Origin of the sequence: Sciscionella sediminilitoris (assembly GCF_000737195.2) — a bacterium.
Lineage (GTDB): Bacteria > Actinomycetota > Actinomycetes > Mycobacteriales > Pseudonocardiaceae > Sciscionella > Sciscionella sediminilitoris.
The window spans coordinates 1-17,149 of the sequence record NZ_JALM01000064.1 but is presented as its reverse complement, the minus strand read 5'-3'; the positions used below and the strand labels follow the sequence as shown (position 1 = coordinate 17,149).

At 68.8% G+C, this 17,149-nt stretch carries 18 protein-coding genes and 1 tRNA gene; 13 read left to right on the top strand and 6 right to left on the bottom strand.

What is annotated here, in order from left to right; translation table 11 throughout:
* Positions 1–80: 80 nt before the first annotated feature.
* The 5 genes from AD72_RS23190 to AD72_RS23170 all read left to right on the top strand — a co-directional run bounded on the left by AD72_RS23190 (position 81) and on the right by AD72_RS23170 (position 5,934).
* Positions 81–2,219: a DUF6421 family protein gene (locus AD72_RS23190; protein WP_051898919.1), complete on the top strand. Its 2,139-nt coding sequence runs from the start codon at positions 81–83 to the stop codon at positions 2,217–2,219.
* Complete coding sequence (locus AD72_RS23185) at positions 2,216–2,926, top strand: SDR family NAD(P)-dependent oxidoreductase (RefSeq protein ID WP_031468676.1); 711 nt, start codon at positions 2,216–2,218, stop codon at positions 2,924–2,926. The genes AD72_RS23190 and AD72_RS23185 overlap by 4 nt, the downstream gene beginning before the upstream one ends.
* Positions 2,911–3,981: a threonine aldolase family protein gene (locus AD72_RS23180; protein ID WP_031468675.1), complete on the top strand. Its 1,071-nt coding sequence runs from the start codon at positions 2,911–2,913 to the stop codon at positions 3,979–3,981. The genes AD72_RS23185 and AD72_RS23180 overlap by 16 nt, the downstream gene beginning before the upstream one ends.
* 65 nt (positions 3,982–4,046) lie before the next feature.
* Positions 4,047–5,477, top strand: a complete 1,431-nt coding sequence (locus AD72_RS23175; protein ID WP_031468674.1) for a gamma-aminobutyraldehyde dehydrogenase — start codon at positions 4,047–4,049, stop codon at positions 5,475–5,477.
* Positions 5,470–5,934, top strand: a complete 465-nt coding sequence (locus AD72_RS23170) for a dihydrofolate reductase (protein WP_031468673.1) — start codon at positions 5,470–5,472, stop codon at positions 5,932–5,934. Before AD72_RS23175 ends, AD72_RS23170 begins: the two co-directional genes overlap by 8 nt.
* 22 nt (positions 5,935–5,956) lie before the next feature.
* Here AD72_RS23170 and AD72_RS23165 read toward each other — a convergent pair whose 3' ends face one another.
* The 4 genes from AD72_RS23165 to AD72_RS23150 form a co-directional block, all read right to left on the bottom strand.
* Positions 5,957–6,730, bottom strand: coding sequence for an SDR family NAD(P)-dependent oxidoreductase (locus tag AD72_RS23165; RefSeq protein ID WP_031468672.1), 774 nt, complete (start codon positions 6,728–6,730; stop codon positions 5,957–5,959).
* Complete coding sequence (locus AD72_RS23160; RefSeq protein WP_031468671.1) at positions 6,727–7,356, bottom strand: hypothetical protein; 630 nt, start codon at positions 7,354–7,356, stop codon at positions 6,727–6,729. Before AD72_RS23160 ends, AD72_RS23165 begins: the two co-directional genes overlap by 4 nt.
* A gap of 56 nt (positions 7,357–7,412) precedes the next feature.
* Positions 7,413–9,002: a GMC family oxidoreductase gene (locus tag AD72_RS23155; protein WP_031468670.1), complete on the bottom strand. Its 1,590-nt coding sequence runs from the start codon at positions 9,000–9,002 to the stop codon at positions 7,413–7,415.
* A gap of 66 nt (positions 9,003–9,068) precedes the next feature.
* Positions 9,069–9,545 carry a phosphoribosyltransferase gene (locus tag AD72_RS23150; protein ID WP_020495037.1) on the bottom strand — a complete coding sequence of 159 codons (477 nt, stop codon included), beginning with the start codon at positions 9,543–9,545 and terminating at the stop codon, positions 9,069–9,071.
* Between the two features lie 82 nt (positions 9,546–9,627).
* Between AD72_RS23150 and AD72_RS23145 the strand changes: the two genes are divergently transcribed.
* From AD72_RS23145 to AD72_RS23125, 5 genes are all read left to right on the top strand, one after another.
* Positions 9,628–10,773: an amidohydrolase family protein gene (locus tag AD72_RS23145; protein ID WP_231644939.1), complete on the top strand. Its 1,146-nt coding sequence runs from the start codon at positions 9,628–9,630 to the stop codon at positions 10,771–10,773.
* A gap of 84 nt (positions 10,774–10,857) precedes the next feature.
* Positions 10,858–11,652: a 2-keto-4-pentenoate hydratase gene (locus tag AD72_RS23140; protein ID WP_031468668.1), complete on the top strand. Its 795-nt coding sequence runs from the start codon at positions 10,858–10,860 to the stop codon at positions 11,650–11,652.
* On the top strand, positions 11,649–12,557 hold the full coding sequence (locus AD72_RS23135) for an acetaldehyde dehydrogenase (acetylating) (protein WP_031468667.1): 909 nt from the start codon (positions 11,649–11,651) through the stop codon (positions 12,555–12,557). The genes AD72_RS23140 and AD72_RS23135 overlap by 4 nt, the downstream gene beginning before the upstream one ends.
* Positions 12,554–13,585, top strand: coding sequence for a 4-hydroxy-2-oxovalerate aldolase (gene dmpG / locus AD72_RS23130; RefSeq protein ID WP_031468666.1), 1,032 nt, complete (start codon positions 12,554–12,556; stop codon positions 13,583–13,585). The genes AD72_RS23135 and dmpG overlap by 4 nt, the downstream gene beginning before the upstream one ends.
* A gap of 22 nt (positions 13,586–13,607) precedes the next feature.
* Entirely contained in the window at positions 13,608–14,351 is a 744-nt protein-coding gene (locus AD72_RS23125; protein ID WP_031468665.1) for an IclR family transcriptional regulator, read from the top strand.
* A gap of 11 nt (positions 14,352–14,362) precedes the next feature.
* On the opposite strand, the gene AD72_RS23120 is transcribed toward AD72_RS23125, so the two are convergent.
* Complete coding sequence (locus tag AD72_RS23120) at positions 14,363–14,917, bottom strand: helix-turn-helix domain-containing protein (protein WP_031468664.1); 555 nt, start codon at positions 14,915–14,917, stop codon at positions 14,363–14,365.
* Between the two features lie 132 nt (positions 14,918–15,049).
* Between AD72_RS23120 and AD72_RS23115 the strand changes: the two genes are divergently transcribed.
* From AD72_RS23115 to AD72_RS23105, 3 genes are all read left to right on the top strand, one after another.
* Positions 15,050–15,826 (top strand): aldolase, encoded by a 777-nt coding sequence (locus tag AD72_RS23115; RefSeq protein WP_031468663.1) that lies wholly within the window; start codon positions 15,050–15,052, stop codon positions 15,824–15,826.
* A 31-nt stretch (positions 15,827–15,857) separates the two neighbouring features.
* On the top strand, positions 15,858–16,739 hold the full coding sequence (locus tag AD72_RS23110) for a dihydrodipicolinate synthase family protein (protein WP_031468662.1): 882 nt from the start codon (positions 15,858–15,860) through the stop codon (positions 16,737–16,739).
* A gap of 84 nt (positions 16,740–16,823) precedes the next feature.
* Positions 16,824–17,027: a hypothetical protein gene (locus AD72_RS23105; RefSeq protein ID WP_031468661.1), complete on the top strand. Its 204-nt coding sequence runs from the start codon at positions 16,824–16,826 to the stop codon at positions 17,025–17,027.
* 47 nt (positions 17,028–17,074) lie between these two features.
* Here the strand turns inward: AD72_RS23105 and AD72_RS23100 are convergent.
* Positions 17,075–17,149, bottom strand: a tRNA-Val gene (locus AD72_RS23100).

Here is a 17,149-nt window from a genome sequence, read left to right as displayed (position 1 = left end):
GGACGGTCATGTTGACGCGATATTTACGCCGATGGTAGACAGGAACAAGAAGTATTACGGATACCTGAGGAGTGTGGCGCATGTTCGTGGACACCGCACCGGTCACCGGCCGGGGGCAGCGGGGCGCGCAGGACGAGGGGTTGTTCCCGACGGTGCTGTTCGACGAATCGCACAGTGAAGCGTGGACGATCCGCCCGGAAGTCGCGGCGAAGATGAACCCCTCGCATCCCGATGACTCGGGCTATGTGAAGGCGGCGGCCGCACTGCGCGCGCACGGGCACACCGTGGTGGCCAATGTCGACACGAGTCTGGATCAGGAGGCCCTGGACCGGGTCGATGTGCTGGTGCTTGCCCATCCCTCGGAATCCGACTGGGAGCGGACGACGGGCTCGGGCTCCCCGGTGCTCACCGAGACCGAGCTGGACGCGATCGAGCAGTTCGTCCGGCGCGGTGGCGGACTCGTCGTGCTCGGCGAATCCGAACAGGGCAAGTACGGCAACAATCTCAACGAACTCCTGCTGCGGTTCGGCATCCTCATCGAGAACCGCAACACCCTCGACGTCAGCCACAACTTCCGGGATGTGGCCGCCTGGGTGCTCGCCGAGCCGGTACCCGAACACGACGCCGAGGATCTGCTCGCCGGGGTCGGGCAGGCGTGCTTCTACCGCGCCGGGGCGCTGCGGGTGCAGCCGGAGTCCGCCGGCCGCCCGGTGCTGCGCACCCATGCGAGCGCGGATCCGGCCGGTGCCCCGCTGGCCGCCGTGGCCCGGGTCGACCAGGGCCGGGTGATCGCCTTCGCGGACTCGGACCTGTTCGGTGACGACTCGATCGGCGACTTCGACCACGAGCGGCTCTGGTCCAATGTGGTCACCTGGGCGGCCGGGGGAGCGCATACCGAGCCGGAACAGGACACGGGCGAGTCGATCGTGACCGAGCCGGCCTGGAACACGCTCAAGGACGCGGTGTCCCGGCTGCGCGGGCTGCAGTCCGGCGACGGTTCGATCGAGAACGCCTCGGACGAGGCCGCCGAACTGGTGCGGGTGATCAGCGAGCAGATCCTGGTGCTCGCGCCGCGGTTCCCGTACGACAAGGACTACCTCGAGGCGGTCGTCGCGGACTTCGGCAAGTGGGCGGACAACGGGTTCGGGGTGCCGGACTTCCTCGATTCGCTGGTGCTGTTCCGCCCGGAGACCCAGCGTATCGACGGGCGCGAGCACCTGGTCGTCTTCCCGATGTACACCCAGAACGGGAATCCGGACCGGAACGTCGAAGCGGTCGTGCTGCGCACGTTCTGGCCGGACTGGCTCGCCGAACTCGAATCGGCCCGCTATGACAATCCGATGTTCGTGCCCATCACCTTCGTGGATTTCACCGAGGGGTACGACACGAATTCCGCCGTGCTCTTCCCGGAGACCGTCGCCGTGCGCGAGGTACCGAAATTCACCTGGGGCGGGATCTTCTGCGACCGGGAGGCCGCGCGGTTCCGTGCGGTCGGCTCGGCCGCGGCGCAGACCCTGCGGCTGGCCCTGCCGCCGGACGCCGCCCGGCTGCTCGCGGATCAGCGGCTGGCCCAGAACACCTATGTGCTCTGGGATCTCATCCACGACCGCACGCACTCCCACGGTGATCTGCCCTTCGATCCGTTCATGATCAAGCAGCGGATGCCGTACTGGATGTACGCGATCGAGGAACTGCGCTGTGATCTGAACGCCTTCCGTGAGGCGATCGAACTGGAGCGGTCCGGGAATCCGTACGGCAAGCTCGTGCAGTACGCGATCCTGTTCGACCGGCTCTTCCGCTTCCCGATCACCGGGGACCGGGTGAAGAACTACGACGGGCTCGGCGGTCAGCTGCTGTTCGCCTACCTGCGCAAGGCCGGGGTGCTCGCCTGGACCGACAACACGCTGCGGGTGGACTGGACCGCGCTGCCCTCCGGGGTGCTCGGCCTGTGCGAGGAGGTCGAGCAGCTCTACTCGGACGGGATCGACCGCTCCCGGATGGCGCACTGGATGGCCGCGCACGAGCTGATGTCCGGTTATGTCGCCGCCCACCCGGCCTCGGTGTGGGCGAAGGGCATCGAGGCGTTGCCGACCGACGGGCCACCGCGCAAGATGGTGGACGAGGTGCTGCCGGACGAGTTCCCGCTGAACACCTTCTATGAAGCGTTGCGCAAGAAGTTGAAGACCGTGGTGGCATCGACAGCTGGGATTACGGCATGAGTGTGCAGAACAAGGTCATCGTCGTCACCGGGGCGGGCGGGGCGGCCGGTCCACCGGCCTGCCGGGCGCTCGCCGCGGCCGGGGCCACGGTCATCGCCTGCGATGTCCTGGAGTCCTCGTTGCACCCGCTCGCCGACGACATCCGGGCCGAGGGCGGCACGATCGAGACCCACGCGGTGGATCTGCTCGACGAGGCCGCGACCGAGGCCTGGGCGGGTGAACTGCGTTCCCGGCACGGGCACATCGACGGCCTGGTGCACCTCGTCGGCGGCTGGCGCGGCGGGAAGAGCTTCGTCGAGGAGGACCTGGCGGACTGGGACTTCCTCGAGCAGCGCCTGGTGCGCACCCTGCAGCGCACCACGCGGGCCTTCCACGCGGCGCTCTCGGACAGCGAGGCGGGCCGTGCGGTGATCGTCTCGGCGAAGGCGGCGGGCTCGCCGAGTTCGAAGGGCGCGCACTACGCCGCGGCGAAGGCGGCCTCGGAGGCCTGGATGCTCGCGGTCGCGCACGGCTGGCGGGCCAGTGAGACCGCCGCGGCCACGATCCTCGTGGTGAACGGTCTGGTGACCGACGAGATGCGGGCCGCGAAACCGGAGGCGAAATTCGCCAGCATGACCGATGTCGCGGATGTCGCGAAGGCCATCGTTAGCCTGTGGGACAAACCGGCGACGGAACTGAACGGAGAACGACTTTGGCTGACGCCATAGCCCGCAAGCACGATCCGGAATACCGCGGGTTCGCCAGCGACAACTACTCGGGCGTGCACCCGGAGATCATGGCCGCCCTGGCGACCGCGAACGGCGGGCACCAGATCGCCTACGGGGAGGACGACTACACCGAGGCCGTGCAGCAGGTGTTCCAGTCGCACTTCGGCCCGGGCGCCGAGGCGTTCCCCGTGTTCAACGGGACCGGGGCCAATGTGGTCGGCCTGCAGTCGCTGACCGAGCGCTGGCAGTCGGTGATCTGTGCGGACACCGCGCACATCCACGTGGACGAATGCGGCGCTCCGGAACGGATGGGCGGGCTGAAGCTGCTCACGGTGTCCACTCCGGACGGGAAACTGACCCCGGAACTGGTGGACACCGAGGCCTACGGCTTCGACGACGAGCACCGGGCGCAGCCGAAGGTCGTGGCCATCACCCAGTCCACCGAACTGGGCACCTGCTACACCCCGGCCGAGGTGGCCGCGCTGTGCGAGCACGCGCACGCCCGCGGGATGGTCGTGCACATGGACGGGGCGCGGTTGTCGAACGCGGCCGCGCACCTCGGGGTGCCCTTCGCCGAGTTCACCACCGATGCCGGGGTGGATGTGCTCTCCTTCGGCGGCACCAAGAACGGGATGATGTTCGGCGAGGCGGTCGTGGTCCTCAACCACGAGGCCGCGCGCGGGCTGCCGTACCTGCGGAAGATGTCCATGCAGCTGGCGAGCAAGATGCGGTTCGTATCGGCGCAGTTCGATGCCCTGCTCTCCGGTGATCTCTGGCTGCGCAACGCCACCCACGCGAACGCCATGGCCGCGCGGCTCGCCGGGACGGTGCGCGATGTGCCGGGGCTGCGGCTGACCCGTGAACCCCAGGCCAACGAGGTGTTCGCGATCCTGCCCAAGGATGTGACCGCGCGGCTGCAGAAGCGGTTCCGCTTCTACACCTGGGACGAGGAGACCGGGGAGGTGCGCTGGGTGACCACCTTCGACACCACCGAGGCGGACATCGACACGTTCGCCGCTGCGGTGCGCGAGGAGCTTCAAGCCGTGAAGGCGTGACAATTTCGTAGTATATCGCTACGATCCTGGCCGAATTCGTAACAAGAGCGGGAGAGTGGATCGGAATGGGTAGTATCACCGTCCGGAACTTCATCGCGGGCGAGCACCGGGACGCGGTCTCGGGCAAGACGAGCGAGCTGATCGATCCGGTGACCGGCGAAGTCCTCGGTACCGCGGCCCTTTCCGGAGCCGAGGATGTGGACGCCGCCTTCGCCGCCGCGGCCGAGGCCTTCAAGACCTGGTCGCGCACCACGCCGCGGGAACGCCAGCTCGCGCTGAACAAGATCGCCGACGCGTTCGAGGCCCGCAAGGACGAGTTCGTCAAGCTGGAGTCGGCGAACACCGGCAAGCCGCTGGCACTGGTCGAGTCCGAAGAGATGTTCCAGCTGATCGACCACACCCGGTTCTTCGCCGGTGCGGCCCGCAATCTCGAGGGCAAGTCGGCAGGCGAGTACATGGAGGGCTTCACCTCCTTCATCCGCCGCGAGCCGATCGGGGTCGCCGCACAGGTCACGCCGTGGAACTACCCGATGGTCATGGCGATGTGGAAGTGGGCCCCGGCGATCGCCGCGGGCAACACCGTGGTGCTCAAGCCCTCGGACACCACCCCCGCCTCGACCGTACTCACCGCCGAGGTGCTCGCCGAATTCCTCCCGCCAGGGGTGTTCAACGTGGTCTGCGGCGACCGGGACACCGGACGGCTGCTGATCGAGCACAAGACCCCGAGCATCGTCTCGGTGACCGGTTCGGTGCGCGCGGGTATGGAGGTCGCCGGTTCCGCTGCCGTGGACCTGAAGCGGGTGCACCTGGAACTCGGCGGCAAGGCCCCGGTGATCGTGTTCGACAACGCCGACCTGAAGTCCGCGGCCGAGCAGATCGCCGAGGCGGGCTACTTCAACGCCGGCCAGGACTGCACGGCCGCGACCAGGGTGCTCGTGCAGGAGGGCGCGCAGGAGGACTTCGTGCGCGCGCTGACCGAGGTGGCGAAGGCGACCAAGACCGGCAAGCCCGACGAACAGGACGTGCTCTACGGTCCGCTCAACTCGGCGGCCCAGCTGGAGAAGGTGCAGGGCTTCATCGACCGGCTGCCCGGGCACGCGGTCGTCAACGCGGGCGGGAAACGGTTCGGGGACAAGGGATTCTTCTTCGAGCCGACCGTGGTCTCCGGGCTGCGCCAGGACGACGAGATCGTGCAGAACGAGGTGTTCGGCCCGGTGATCACCGTGCAGTCGTTCACCGACGAGGCCGAGGCGTTCCGGATGGCCAACGATGTGCAGTACGGGCTGGCCTCCTCGGTATGGACCAGCGACCACGGCACCGCGATGCGTGCCTCGCGGGACCTCGACTTCGGCTGCGTGTGGATCAACTGCCACATTCCGCTCGCCGCCGAGATGCCGCACGGTGGGTTCAAGCATTCCGGTTACGGCAAGGACCTCTCCGGCTACGGTTTCGAGGACTACACCCGCATCAAGCACGTGATGAGCGCCGTTGACTGAGATCGGACTGGTCGCCGCGGTCGCCGAGAACGGAGTACTCGGCGACCGCGGTGGCATGCCCTGGAAACTTCCCGGTGATCTCGCGCGGTTCAAACGGTTCACCCTCGGACACCCGATCATCATGGGACGCAGGACTTTCGAATCGATCGGGCGCCCGCTTCCCGGTCGCCGCAACCTGGTGCTCTCCACAGGTTCCGGGGATCCGCGGGTGGAATGGTTTTCCTCACTCGATCAGGCAGTGGCCGCTGCCGGACCGGGCCGGGCGTTCGTGATCGGCGGTGCGACCGTGTACCGGGCGGCGCTGCCGATCGCCGATCTGGTGCACCTGACCAGGGTGCACGCCAGCCCGGAGGGGGACACGGTCTGGGAACCGGATCTCTCGGCCTTCACGCTGACCGAGTCCACCCGGTACACCGAGGACGAGATTCCCTGCACGGTCGAGCTGTACCGCAGGTGAATCCGTCCACTGTGGACACCGATCAGAGCGCGTGCCCGCCGGCCACCTGCAGCACCTGACCGGTGATCCAGCGCGCCTGCCGGGAAGCGAGGAACACCACGGCATCGGCGATGTCCTCGGGTTCGCCGACCCGGCCGAGCGGCACGATCGAGCGCGCGTGTTCGAGTGTTTCCCCCTCGAGCCAGCCGGTCTGCACCGGACCGGGGGCTACCGCGTTGACCCGGATCCCGCTGGGGCCGAGGTCCAGCGCCGCCGATCTGGTGAACCCTTCGAGGGCGGCCTTCGAGGTGCCGTAACCGGTCTGCCCGGGGAAGGCGCGGGCGGCGTCGGTGGAGATGTTCACCACGCACGGCGGCGGATGGTGCGCGCGCCGGGCGAGTTCGGCGGTGAGCAGTGCGGGCGCGAAGGTGTTCACCGCGTAGTGCCTGGCGAGCCCGTCGAGGCCGAGCGTTTCGATGCCGTCCGGTTGTTCGCAGTGCGCGGCGTTGTTCACCAGCACATCCACCGGGCCGAGCCGTTCGGTGACCGCATCGAGCAGCAGCCGTGGCGCCTCGGCCGCGGTGAGATCGGCGGGGAAGGTGGCCGCGTCCAGTTCCCCGGCCAGTGCGGCGACCTGCCCCTCGGCCGGGCTGCGGTGCTCCCACAGACTTCCCTCGGGCGGACGGGATTCCGCGCCGAGATGGTGCACCGCGAGGCGCGCGCCCTGTGCGGCGAAGGCACGCGAGATCGCGGCCCCGATTCCCGCCGCGCCACCGGTGACGAGTACGACCCGCCCGGCAAGACCCGTATCGATCATCGCGGACCCGGATTCTGCGGCGGATAGGGCTGATTCGGCGGTGCCTGCGGTGGGAATTGCTGCGGCGGGACTTGCTGTGGGGGCAACTGCTGTGGCGGGAACTGTTGCTGTGGCGGGAATTGCTGGGGGTGCGGCTGCTGTGGATAGGACTGCTGCGGATAGGACTGTTGTGCGTACTGCTGTTGCGGGGACTGCCCGGAGAATCCCTGGCGCTCCTGCTGTCGGGCGCGCAGATGGTTCGCGGTGGCGGGGAGCGCGGCCAGCACGGTGACCACGATCCCGGCGAGCGCCATGGCGAGAAGGATCAGCGGAACGGGAGAGGCGGTCAGCTGGGCGAAGGATCCCCGCACGACGCCGAAAACGACTGAGGTCACGGCCTGGAGCGCGCCGCCGATCATCAGCACGATGCGGCCGTTGGTCTGTCCGGTGAGCACCCCGACGGCGCCGGCGAGCAGGACGATGGCCAGCGGGATTCCTCCGACGAGGCGGATGCTCGTGGCGCTGAATCCCACGATCGAGCCGATGCCGAGGACGATGCCGAGCACCGCGGCGGTGGTCGCGGTCGATCCGCTCGGTCGGTTCGGCTGCTGCGGATACGACGGATAGCCGGGCTGTTGCGGGTACATGGCGGTCCTAGCTCGCGTGCGGGATGGTCCCGCCAAGCCTGCCATGGATCGCTTTCTCAGGTGTCCTCGCGCAGAAACTCGGCGGCCTGTTCACCGATGAGGATCGCGGGAGCGTTGGTGTGCCCCCGGATGATGCTCGGCATGATCGAGGCGTCGGCGACGCGCAGTCCCGGTACGCCGCGCACCCGCAGCCGCGGGTCGACCACGGAGTTCTCGTCGCGGCCCATCCGGCAGGTGCCGACGGGGTGATAGAGGGTCTGGGAGTGCTCGCGCAGGGCGGTTTCCCTGCGCTCGGCTCCCGGTCCCATGCCCGCGGGTTGCAGGCAGCCGTCGACGAGTCCGGCGAGCGGTTCGGTTCCCAGGAGTTCCTCGGTGAGCTCCAGTCCGTACCGCAGCCGCGCGAGGTCGTGGCCTGCCGGATCGCTGAGGTAGCGCGGATCCACCAGCGGCGCCCGCAGCGGATCGGCCGATTCGAGGGTGACCGTTCCGGTGCTGTCCGGGCGCAGCAGTACCGGTCCGGTGGTGAGGCCGTGGCTCTGCGGTGCTTCCAGGCCCTCGGCAAGGAACGGAACCGGGACGAAGATCAGCTCCAGATCGGGGGCGCCGAGCAACGGGTCACTGCTGACGAAACCGTAGGCCTCACCGATGTTCGAGGTGAGCATTCCGGTGTGGCGCAACAGGTATTCGAGCAGTGCCGGTGGTTTGGTCGCCGGATACAGCGAACCCTCGCGGGCGCCGAGCACCAGGGGAGCGGCGAGGTGATCGCGCAGGTTCGCGCCGACCTCGGCACTGTCCACCACGACCGGGATACCGTGCGCGCGCAACTGTTCGGCGGGGCCGATCCCGGAGAGCATCAGCAGCTGCGGCGAGTTGATCGCCCCGCCGCACAGGATGATCTCGGTGCCCGCGGTCACGGTGCGGTGCCGCCCCCGGTGCAGGTACTCCACCCCGCGCGCCCGGCCGCCGTCGACCGCGATGCGCAGGGTGTGGGCGCCGGTGAGCACGGTCAGATTGGGGCGCCGGGCAGCCGGGCGCAGATAGCCGTCGACGGTGCTCCACCGGCGGCCGGCGCGCTGGCTGACCATGGTCTCGGTGAACCCGGCCTCGTGCGGGCCGTTGACCGCCATCGCGCGGGGCAGCCCGAACTTCTCGCACGCCGCGAGGTACTGCCCGGTCATCGCGCGCGGGGAGCGCTGCCTGCCGACCGCCATCGGACCGCCGCGGCCCTGGTGCCCGCCATCGGGTGCCTCGGTGTCCTCGATGCGGGTGAACAGCTCCAGCGCCTTGGCCGCGGACCACGGAGCCCCGGCCAGCTCACCCCACTCCTCGTAGTCGGCGGCGAACCCGCGCACCCACATCATCGCGTTCATCGAGGAGGAACCGCCGAGCATCTTGCCGCGCGGCCAGTAGATCCGGCGGCCGGCCAGCTCGGGCTGCGCAACGGTGCGGTAGTTCCAGTCCCGGTCGGTCTCGAAGAGGTTCGCGAACGCCGCCGGGGTGCGGACCGCCATCACCTTGTCGGACGGCCCGGCCTCGAGCAGCAGCACACTGCGGTTCTCGTCCTCGCTCAGCCGTGCCGCGAGCGCCGAGCCCGCCGAACCGGCCCCGATGACCACATAGTCGAATCCCGTCGGTACCTCGGCCATGCGCGACTCCTTTGTTGTCCAGGGCCTCCATCCTGTACCGAAACCGGGCCGAACGCGAGAACCTGCTCAGTCGCGGGGGACCACCGGAGGCTGGCTCGACCAGGGAAAATCGATCCAGCGATCGGTGCGGTGCCAGACGTACTCGCACTGCACCGAGGAGCGCGGCTTCTCGTAGACCACGGCGCAGCGCACCTCGAGGACGTGCTCGGCGCAGAAATCGCGCACCAGCTTCAGGGTGGCCCCGGTGTCCGCGACGTCATCGGCCACGAGCACCCGCTTGCTCGTCAGATCGACCGCGTTCGGCACCGGTGGCAGCATCACCGGCATGTCCAGGCGCTTGTCCACGCCGGTGTAGAACTCCACGTTCATCACGTGCAGGTTCTTCACCTCGAGGTCGTAACCGAGCGCTCCCGCGGCGAACAGTCCACCGCGTGCGATGGCGAGTATCAGATCGGGCCGGAACCCGTCCTCGGCGACCATCGTCGCCAGCTCACGTGTTGCGACACCGAATCGCTCCCAGGTGAGCACTTCCCGTTCGGTCACTGGCCCTGCTCCCGTCTGCCGATCACTGCTCGGCGGGAGTTTACGGCGCTACCGTGGCCGGGTACGCGAAAGGGAGGTCATCGTGGAGGCCGGTGTGGAGGCTTTGGCACTCGCGGAGATCGAGGAACTACGCCTGGTGGACCACCACGTACACGGGGCGCTCGCGGAACCGGCGGATCGGTCCGGGTTCGAGTCCTTCCTCACCGAGTCCGACCGGCCGGCCGCGGTCGGCACGAGCCGGTTCGACTCGCAGCTCGGGTTCGCGGTGCGCCGGTGGTGTGCCCCGGTGCTCGGGCTCGAGCCGCACACCGGGCCGGGGCCGTACTGCGCCCGCCGCGCCGCGCTCGGTACCGAGGAGGTCAACCGGCGACTGCTCACCGCGAGCGGGATCGGCCGGTTCCTGGTGGACACCGGGATCCTCGGTGCTCCGGTGCTCGGGCCGTCCGCGATGGCCGCGGCCAGCGGAGCGCGGGCGGGGGAGATCCTGCGGTTGGAGAGCTTCGCCGAAGGATTGGCCGCGGACGGGATCGGGGCCGCGGCCTTCGCCCGCCGGTTCCCGGAACTGCTCGCCGAACGCAGCGCCGCCGCGGCCGGACTCAAGAGCATCATCGCCTACCGGCACGGGCTCGCCTTCGACCCCGATCCACCCGCCGGGCACGAGGTGGTGCGCGCGGCCGGGAACTGGTTGCGCGCCCGGGACAACGGCGGCACGGCGCGCCTCGCGGATCCGGTGCTGCTGCGCTTTCTGCTGTGGTGCGGGGTCGAGCGGGGCCTTCCGCTGCAACTGCACACCGGGTTCGGCGATCCGGACCTGCGGCTGCGACGCTGTGATCCGGCGTTGCTGACCGACTGGCTGGAGCGGATCGAGCGGTACCGGGTGGATGTGGTGCTGCTGCACTGTTATCCCTTCCACCGCAACGCGGGATTTCTCGCCCAGGTCTATCCGCACGTGTACCTGGACACCGGGCTCGCGCTGACCCATCTCGGTGCGCGCGCCGCGACCGTGCTCGCCGAATCGCTCGAACTGGCCCCGTTCGGCAAGCTGCTGTTCTCCTCGGACGCGTTCGGGCCCGCGGAGCTGCACTATCTGGGTGCCTTGCTGTGGCGGCGGGCGATGCGCCGGGTGCTCGGCGGGTTCGTCACCGAGGGTTCCTGGTCGCGCGCGGACGCGCTCCGGGTGGCGCGGATGATCGGCGCGGAGAACGCCCAGCGGATCTACGACCGCTGAAGTGTCCCACTCAGTGGCACACGCCCCTTGTCCCGTTCCGGCACCGCGCCTAGCGTCGGGGCCAGCGAAGAGACGAGGTGTTGCATGCAGGAACAGCAGCGGCAGGCTGTGGCGCGGGAACTGCTCGCCGCCTACCGCGAGGGACCGATCGACCCGCTCATCCAGCGATATCCCGGGCTCGAGGTCACCGACTCGTACCGGATCCAGCTCGAACAGGTACGCCAGTGGGTGGCCGAGGGCGATGTGGTGCGCGGGCACAAGGTCGGCCTGAGTTCGGCGGCGATGCAGCGCCAGCTCGGCGTGAACCAGCCGGACTACGGGCACCTGATGGAATCGATGTTCCACCTCGAGGGTCTGCCGATCGACGCGGCGCGCTACCTGCAGCCCAAGGTGGAACCGGAGATCGGCTTCGTGCTCGGTGCGCCGCTGCGCGGTCCCGGGGTCACCGCGGCGGAGGCGGCGGCCGCGGTGCGCTATGTGGTTCCCGCGCTGGAGATCATCGATTCGCGGATCAAGGACTGGCGGATCGCCCTTCCGGACACGATCGCGGACAACGCCTCCTCCGGTGGCCTGGTGCTGGGCAGCAGGTTCCTCGATCCGTCCGATGTGGACATCCGGCTGACCGGCTGCGTGCTGCGCAAGGGCGGCGAGGTCATCGACACCGGAGCGGGCGCGGCCGTGCTCGGTTCACCGCTGAATTCCTTGGTGTGGCTGGCGAACACCGTCGGGCCACTCGGCATCACCTTGGCCGAGGGGCACGTGGTGCTCCCCGGCTCGCTCACCGCCGCGCATCCGGTCGCTCCCGGCGAATCGGTGACCGCGGAGTTCGCCGGGCTCGGCAGTGTCACGGCGGTATTCGGCAAACAGGAGGACGTATGACGAAGGCGAAAGCGGCGATCGTCGGTCCCGGCAACATCGGCACCGACCTGCTCGCCAAACTCCGGCGCAGCGAACTGGTCGAGGTGTCCGCGATGGTCGGGGTCGACCCGGAATCCGATGGACTCGCCCGCGCGCGGGAACTCGGCATCGAGGCCTCGGCCGAGGGGGTCGACTGGCTGCTGTCCCAGGCGGAACTGCCTGATCTGGTGTTCGAGTCGACCTCGGCGCGGGCGCACGCGGCCAACGCCGTGCGCTACGCCGACGCGGGAATCCGGGCCGTGGACCTCACCCCGGCCGCGGTCGGGCCGTTCGCCTGCCCGCCGGTCAATCTCGGTCAGCACCTCGAAGCGCCGAACGTCAACATGATCACCTGCGGCGGGCAGGCCACGATTCCCATGGTGCACGCGGTTTCCCGGGTCACCCCGGTTTCCTACGCCGAGATCGTCGCCTCGATCGCCTCGCGCTCGGCCGGTCCGGGAACGCGCGCGAACATCGACGAGTTCACCGAGACGACCGCGAACGGTATCGAGACCGTCGGCGGGGCGGACAAGGGCAAGGCGATCATCGTGCTCAACCCGGTCGACCCGCCGATGATCATGCGGGACACCGTGTTCTGCGCGATCGATCCGGACGCGGACACCGATGCCATCACCGACTCGATCCACCGGATGATCGAGGAGGTGCGCCGTTATGTGCCCGGTTACCGGCTCAAGGCGGACCCGCAGTTCGACGAGCCGCGCGCCGACTGGGGCGGCAAGGCACGGGTCGCGGTGTTCCTCGAGGTGCGCGGGAACGGCGATTATCTGCCGGAATGGGCGGGCAACCTGGACATCATGACCGCGGCGGCCGCGCGCACCGGGGAACTGCTCGCCGAGCACATCATCAGCAAGGAGGGCGTGGCATGACCGATCTCCGGATCACCGACACCACCCTGCGCGACGGCAGCCATGCCATGGCGCACCAGTTCACCGAGCAGCAGGTCCGGGATGTGGTCGGCGTGCTCGATCGCGCCGGGGTCCAGGTCATCGAGGTCACCCACGGCGACGGGCTCGGCGGGTCCAGCTTCAACTACGGCTTCTCCGGAACCGATGAGCTCACCCTGATCCGGGCCGCCGCCGAGGAGGCCACCCGCGCGCGGATCGCGGTACTGTTGCTTCCCGGGGTCGGCACCATCACCGATCTGAAGCAGGCGCACGATATCGGCGCTCGGGTCGCGCGGATCGCCACGCACTGCACCGAGGCCGATGTGTCGATCCAGCACTTCGGCGCGGCACGCGATCTCGGCATGGAGACGGTCGGTTTCCTGATGCTCTCGCACCGGATCGGCCCGGAAGAGCTCGCCAAGCAGGCGCGCATCATGGCCGATGCCGGATGCCAGTGCGTGTACGTGGTCGACTCGGCGGGCGCGCTGCTTCCCGACGACGCGCGGGCCCGGGTGGAAGCACTGGTCGCCGAACTGGGCGAGGACGCGCAGGTCGGCCTGCACGGGCACCAGAACCTCTCGCTCGGGGTGGCCAATTCGCTGGCCGCCTACCAGGCGGGAGCGCGCCAGATCGACGGCACCCTGTGCGCGCTCGGCGCGGGCGCGGGAAACTCGCCGACCGAGGTGCTGGTGGCCGCGTTCGACCGGATGGGCGTGGACACCGGGCTCAACCTGACCGAGACCCTCGGCGCCGCCGCGGATGTGGCGCTGCCGTTCATCACCCGGTTGCCGTGGGCCGATCGCAGTTCCATCGTGCAAGGGCATTCCGGGGTGTACTCCAGCTTCCTGCTGCACGCCGAACGGGCCGCCGCGCGCTACGGGGTGCCCAGCCACGAGATCCTGCGCAAGGTCGGCGAGCACGGCTATGTCGGCGGCCAGGAGGACATGATCATCGACATCGCCATCCAGCTCGCTGCCCAGTCCTCGGATGTCAAGGCGGGCTCGGCGTAGCGGCGGCACGTACCATCGCCGCATGACCGAGCCGCCGAACGCGGTCATCGACCGCATGATGCTCATTCTGAGCGCTTTCGACACCGACCGGGTGCTGAGCGTCTCCGAGCTCGCGCGGCGGACCGGACTCGCCAAGTCGACGGTGCACCGGATGGCCGGAACCCTGCTCGAACACGGTGTGCTCGAGCGTTCCGGTGTCCGGTTCACCCTCGGCCTGCGGCTGTTCGAACTCGGCGAGCGGGTGCCGCGCAAGCTCGGTCTTCGCGAGGCCGCGCTGCCGTACATGGCCGATCTGCGTGCCGCCACCCGGCAGACCGTGCACCTCGCCGTGCTCGACGGCACCGATGTCGTCTATCTCGAGATCTTCCACAATCCCGACGCGCCCCCGCTTCCCTCGCGCACCGGTGGCCGGCTTCCCGCGCACGCCACCGGAGTGGGCAAGGCGATGCTCGCGTTCTCCCCGCAGCAGGTGCTCGACGAGGTGCTGCATCGGGGACTGCGCCGGGTCGCCGAACGCACCATCACCGATCCCGCCATGCTCACCAGGCAGCTGCGTACCGCACGAGCCAACGGCGTCGCCAACGACTACGAGGAATCCGGGGCCGGGATCGTGTGCGCGGCCAGTCCCATTCTCAACACCGACCAGACCGTCGCGGGCGCCATCTCCGTTTCCGGACTCTCCGGGCGGCTCGATCTGCGCCGGATGACCCCCGCCGTGCGCACCGCCGCACTGGCGATCTCCCGGACCCTCGGCGCGCGCACCTGAACCGCGGCCGTCTAGTCCGGTGGGTGCCGGTCGATCGTGGTGACCAGCAGCACCGAGGCACGCTCCGCGCCGGGGGAGAGCGAACGCAGCCGGTGCCGCCGGGTCGCGTCGAAATACGCGGTGTCCCCGGGACCGAGCCTGCTGGTCTCGCCGTCCACCGTGACCTCGACCGTGCCGGTGACGACGTAGAGGAACTCCTGCCCCGCGTGCTGGACGAGCGGGCCGTCCTCATCCTCGGTGGGGTGCACCCGGAACGGATGCATGTGCTTACCGGGAAGCGAGGCGGCGATCGCCGAATAGACCGGTGCGCCGGCCGTGGCGGGCACGGTGGTCCGGCCCTCGCCGCGCTCGACCACCATCGCCTCGGTGCTCTCCTCGGGCGCGGCGAAGATCTCCGCCGCGTCGACCTGTAAGGCTTCGGCGATGCGCATCGCGATCGCGATCGAGGGGGAACTGATCCCGCGCTCGATCTTCGACAGGTAGCTCTTGGTGACCCCGGCCGCCGCGGCGAGCTGGTCGAGTGTCATCCCGCTCTCGAGCCGGTGTACGCGGATCGCCGCCGTCATCGTGTCGTCCTCCCGCCTGCCTCGGCTTCCGAACGGTACTGCATCGCCTGTTGACCTCACAAAAGACACTAGTTGCCAATAGGAAACTTGTGTCCTACGGTAGGGATCACCCTGCGAGAGAGGAGTCCGGCGATGACGAGCATGGGTCTGGGCAAACAGGAGCTGATGGAGACCGCGGACAACGCGATGCGGACCGAGCTCGAGTCCCAGGAGTGGACCGATCGGGAGAAGATCGCACTGACCTGCCGGGCGTTGTCCGACGCCGGTCACGATTCGGGGCTGGCCGGGCAGATCTCGGTTCGCGGTGAAACCCCGGGAACCTTTCTGACCCAGCGCCTCGGCCTCGGGTTCGACGAGATCACCAGCGAGAACCTGCTGCTGGTCGACGAGGACCTCACCGTGCTCGAGGGATCGGGCATGGCCAATCCCGCCAACCGGTTCCACAGCTGGATCTACCGCGCCCGCCCGGATGTGCGGTGCATCGTGCACACGCATCCACTGCACGCCGCGGCGCTCTCGATGCTCGAAGTACCGCTGCAAGTGTCCCAGATGGACATCGCGCCGCTCTACGACGATTGCGCGTTCCTTCCGGACTGGCCCGGTGTTCCGGTCGGCAACGAGGAAGGGGAGATCATCTCCGCGGCACTCGGCGACAAACGCGCGATCCTGCTGGCGCACCACGGTCAGCTCGTTGTCGGCGAGAGCATCGAAGAGGCCTGTTCGCTCGCGCACCTGATCGAACGCGGCGCGCGGCTGCAGCTGCTGGCCATGGGGGCGGGGGAGATCAAGCCGCTGCCGCCGAGGCTGGCGCGGGAAGCGCACGACTGGACGCTGTCACCACGGCGCAGCCGGGCGAATTTCCAGTACTACGCGCGCCGCGCGCTGCGCGGACACCCGGATGTCATCTAGTCACCGACCCTTTTTCGCCAGGAGCAGCCGTATGACCATTTCCGGTATCGTCGCCTATCCCGTGACACCGTTCGCCGCGGACGGCACGATCGCTCACCCGAAGCTGCGGCGAGTGCTCGATCGGCTCGTCTCCGGCGGGGCCGATGCGATCGCCCCGCTCGGCAGCACGGGGGAATCGGCCTACCTCGATTTCGCGGAATGGATCGAGGTCGCGAGTGCCACGATCGCGCATCTGCGCGGTGCCCTGCCGACCGTGGCCGGGGTCTCCGATGTCACCACCCACGGAACCGTGCGCCGTGCCCGGGCCGCCGAAGCTCTCGGTGCCTCGGCCATCATGGTGCTGCCCGTCTCGTACTGGAAGCTGACGGATCGGGAAATCCGGAAGCACCTGGAAACCGTTGCGGCTGCCGTGGAAATCCCGGTCATGGTGTACAACAACCCGGCGACGGCCGGTGTCGACATGGCGCCGGAGTTGTTGTGGGAACTGGTGCGCGAGGTTGCCAACATCACGATGGTCAAGGAATCCACTGGCGATATCGCGCGCATGCACCGGCTACGTGAGCTCAGCGAGGGCACCCTGCAGTTCTTCAACGGGAGCAATCCGCTTGCGCTGCAAGCCTTCCACGCCGGTGCGGCCGGATGGTGCACCGCAGCGCCGTGCCTGATTCCCGAACAGATCAAGGAATTCCACCGAGCGGTGCTCGGTGGCGAGGAGCGTGCCGCCGCCATCTTCGCCGACATCCGGGAGCTGCTCGATCTGATCGTGAGTCGCGGACTGCCGCCCTCGGTCAAGGAAGGGCTGCGGCTCACCGGGCTCGACGCCGGTGTGCCGAGGGCACCGTTGCAGGCACTGACCGAACAGGAGAGCGCGACGCTGCTGCGTTCCCTCGAACGCGCCCGGTCCGCCGGATAGCGGTTACCGGGCGCGGGCGACGAGACTCGTTCCGGTGATCAGCACCGCGAACACGCCGCTGGCTGTCGCGGCCCGTTGCCGCGGATGCGGTGTGCCGCCAGTGGACTGACGATCGCGCCGGCCACCGCGACCGGCATCGGCAACGGTTCCGCGAATACCGGTATCGGGGAATCGCTCGACGACAACGGAAACATCAGCAGGGCGAGCGGTGTCCCGGTGCACGGGCCGATCGCGGAGGCCATCGCGTCACCAGCCCGCATCGTCGACCGCAAGGTGGCCCGTACATGACCGAAGCCCTGCTCCTCGTGAAGAGGAACAGGGCTTCGATTACCAGCTGGTGCGCGATACTGGGATCGAACCAGTGACCCCTGCCGTGTGAAGGCAGTGCTCTCCCGCTGAGCTAATCGCGC

What these genes read in the sequence shown, in the direction of transcription:
- AD72_RS23190 (WP_051898919.1), top strand. Translation starts at nt 81, where the DNA reads ATGTTCGTGGACACCGCACCGGTCACCGGCCGGGGGCAGCGGGGCGCG.
- AD72_RS23185 (WP_031468676.1), top strand. Translation starts at nt 2,216, where the DNA reads ATGAGTGTGCAGAACAAGGTCATCGTCGTCACCGGGGCGGGCGGGGCG.
- AD72_RS23175 (WP_031468674.1), top strand. Translation starts at nt 4,047, where the DNA reads ATGGGTAGTATCACCGTCCGGAACTTCATCGCGGGCGAGCACCGGGAC.
- AD72_RS23165 (WP_031468672.1), bottom strand. Translation starts at nt 6,730, where the DNA reads ATGATCGATACGGGTCTTGCCGGGCGGGTCGTACTCGTCACCGGTGGC.
- AD72_RS23160 (WP_031468671.1), bottom strand. Translation starts at nt 7,356, where the DNA reads ATGTACCCGCAACAGCCCGGCTATCCGTCGTATCCGCAGCAGCCGAAC.
- AD72_RS23155 (WP_031468670.1), bottom strand. Translation starts at nt 9,002, where the DNA reads ATGGCCGAGGTACCGACGGGATTCGACTATGTGGTCATCGGGGCCGGT.
- AD72_RS23140 (WP_031468668.1), top strand. Translation starts at nt 10,858, where the DNA reads ATGCAGGAACAGCAGCGGCAGGCTGTGGCGCGGGAACTGCTCGCCGCC.
- AD72_RS23135 (WP_031468667.1), top strand. Translation starts at nt 11,649, where the DNA reads ATGACGAAGGCGAAAGCGGCGATCGTCGGTCCCGGCAACATCGGCACC.
- dmpG (WP_031468666.1), top strand. Translation starts at nt 12,554, where the DNA reads ATGACCGATCTCCGGATCACCGACACCACCCTGCGCGACGGCAGCCAT.
- AD72_RS23125 (WP_031468665.1), top strand. Translation starts at nt 13,608, where the DNA reads ATGACCGAGCCGCCGAACGCGGTCATCGACCGCATGATGCTCATTCTG.
- AD72_RS23120 (WP_031468664.1), bottom strand. Translation starts at nt 14,917, where the DNA reads ATGACGGCGGCGATCCGCGTACACCGGCTCGAGAGCGGGATGACACTC.
- AD72_RS23115 (WP_031468663.1), top strand. Translation starts at nt 15,050, where the DNA reads ATGACGAGCATGGGTCTGGGCAAACAGGAGCTGATGGAGACCGCGGAC.
- AD72_RS23110 (WP_031468662.1), top strand. Translation starts at nt 15,858, where the DNA reads ATGACCATTTCCGGTATCGTCGCCTATCCCGTGACACCGTTCGCCGCG.
- AD72_RS23105 (WP_031468661.1), top strand. Translation starts at nt 16,824, where the DNA reads ATGCGGTGTGCCGCCAGTGGACTGACGATCGCGCCGGCCACCGCGACC.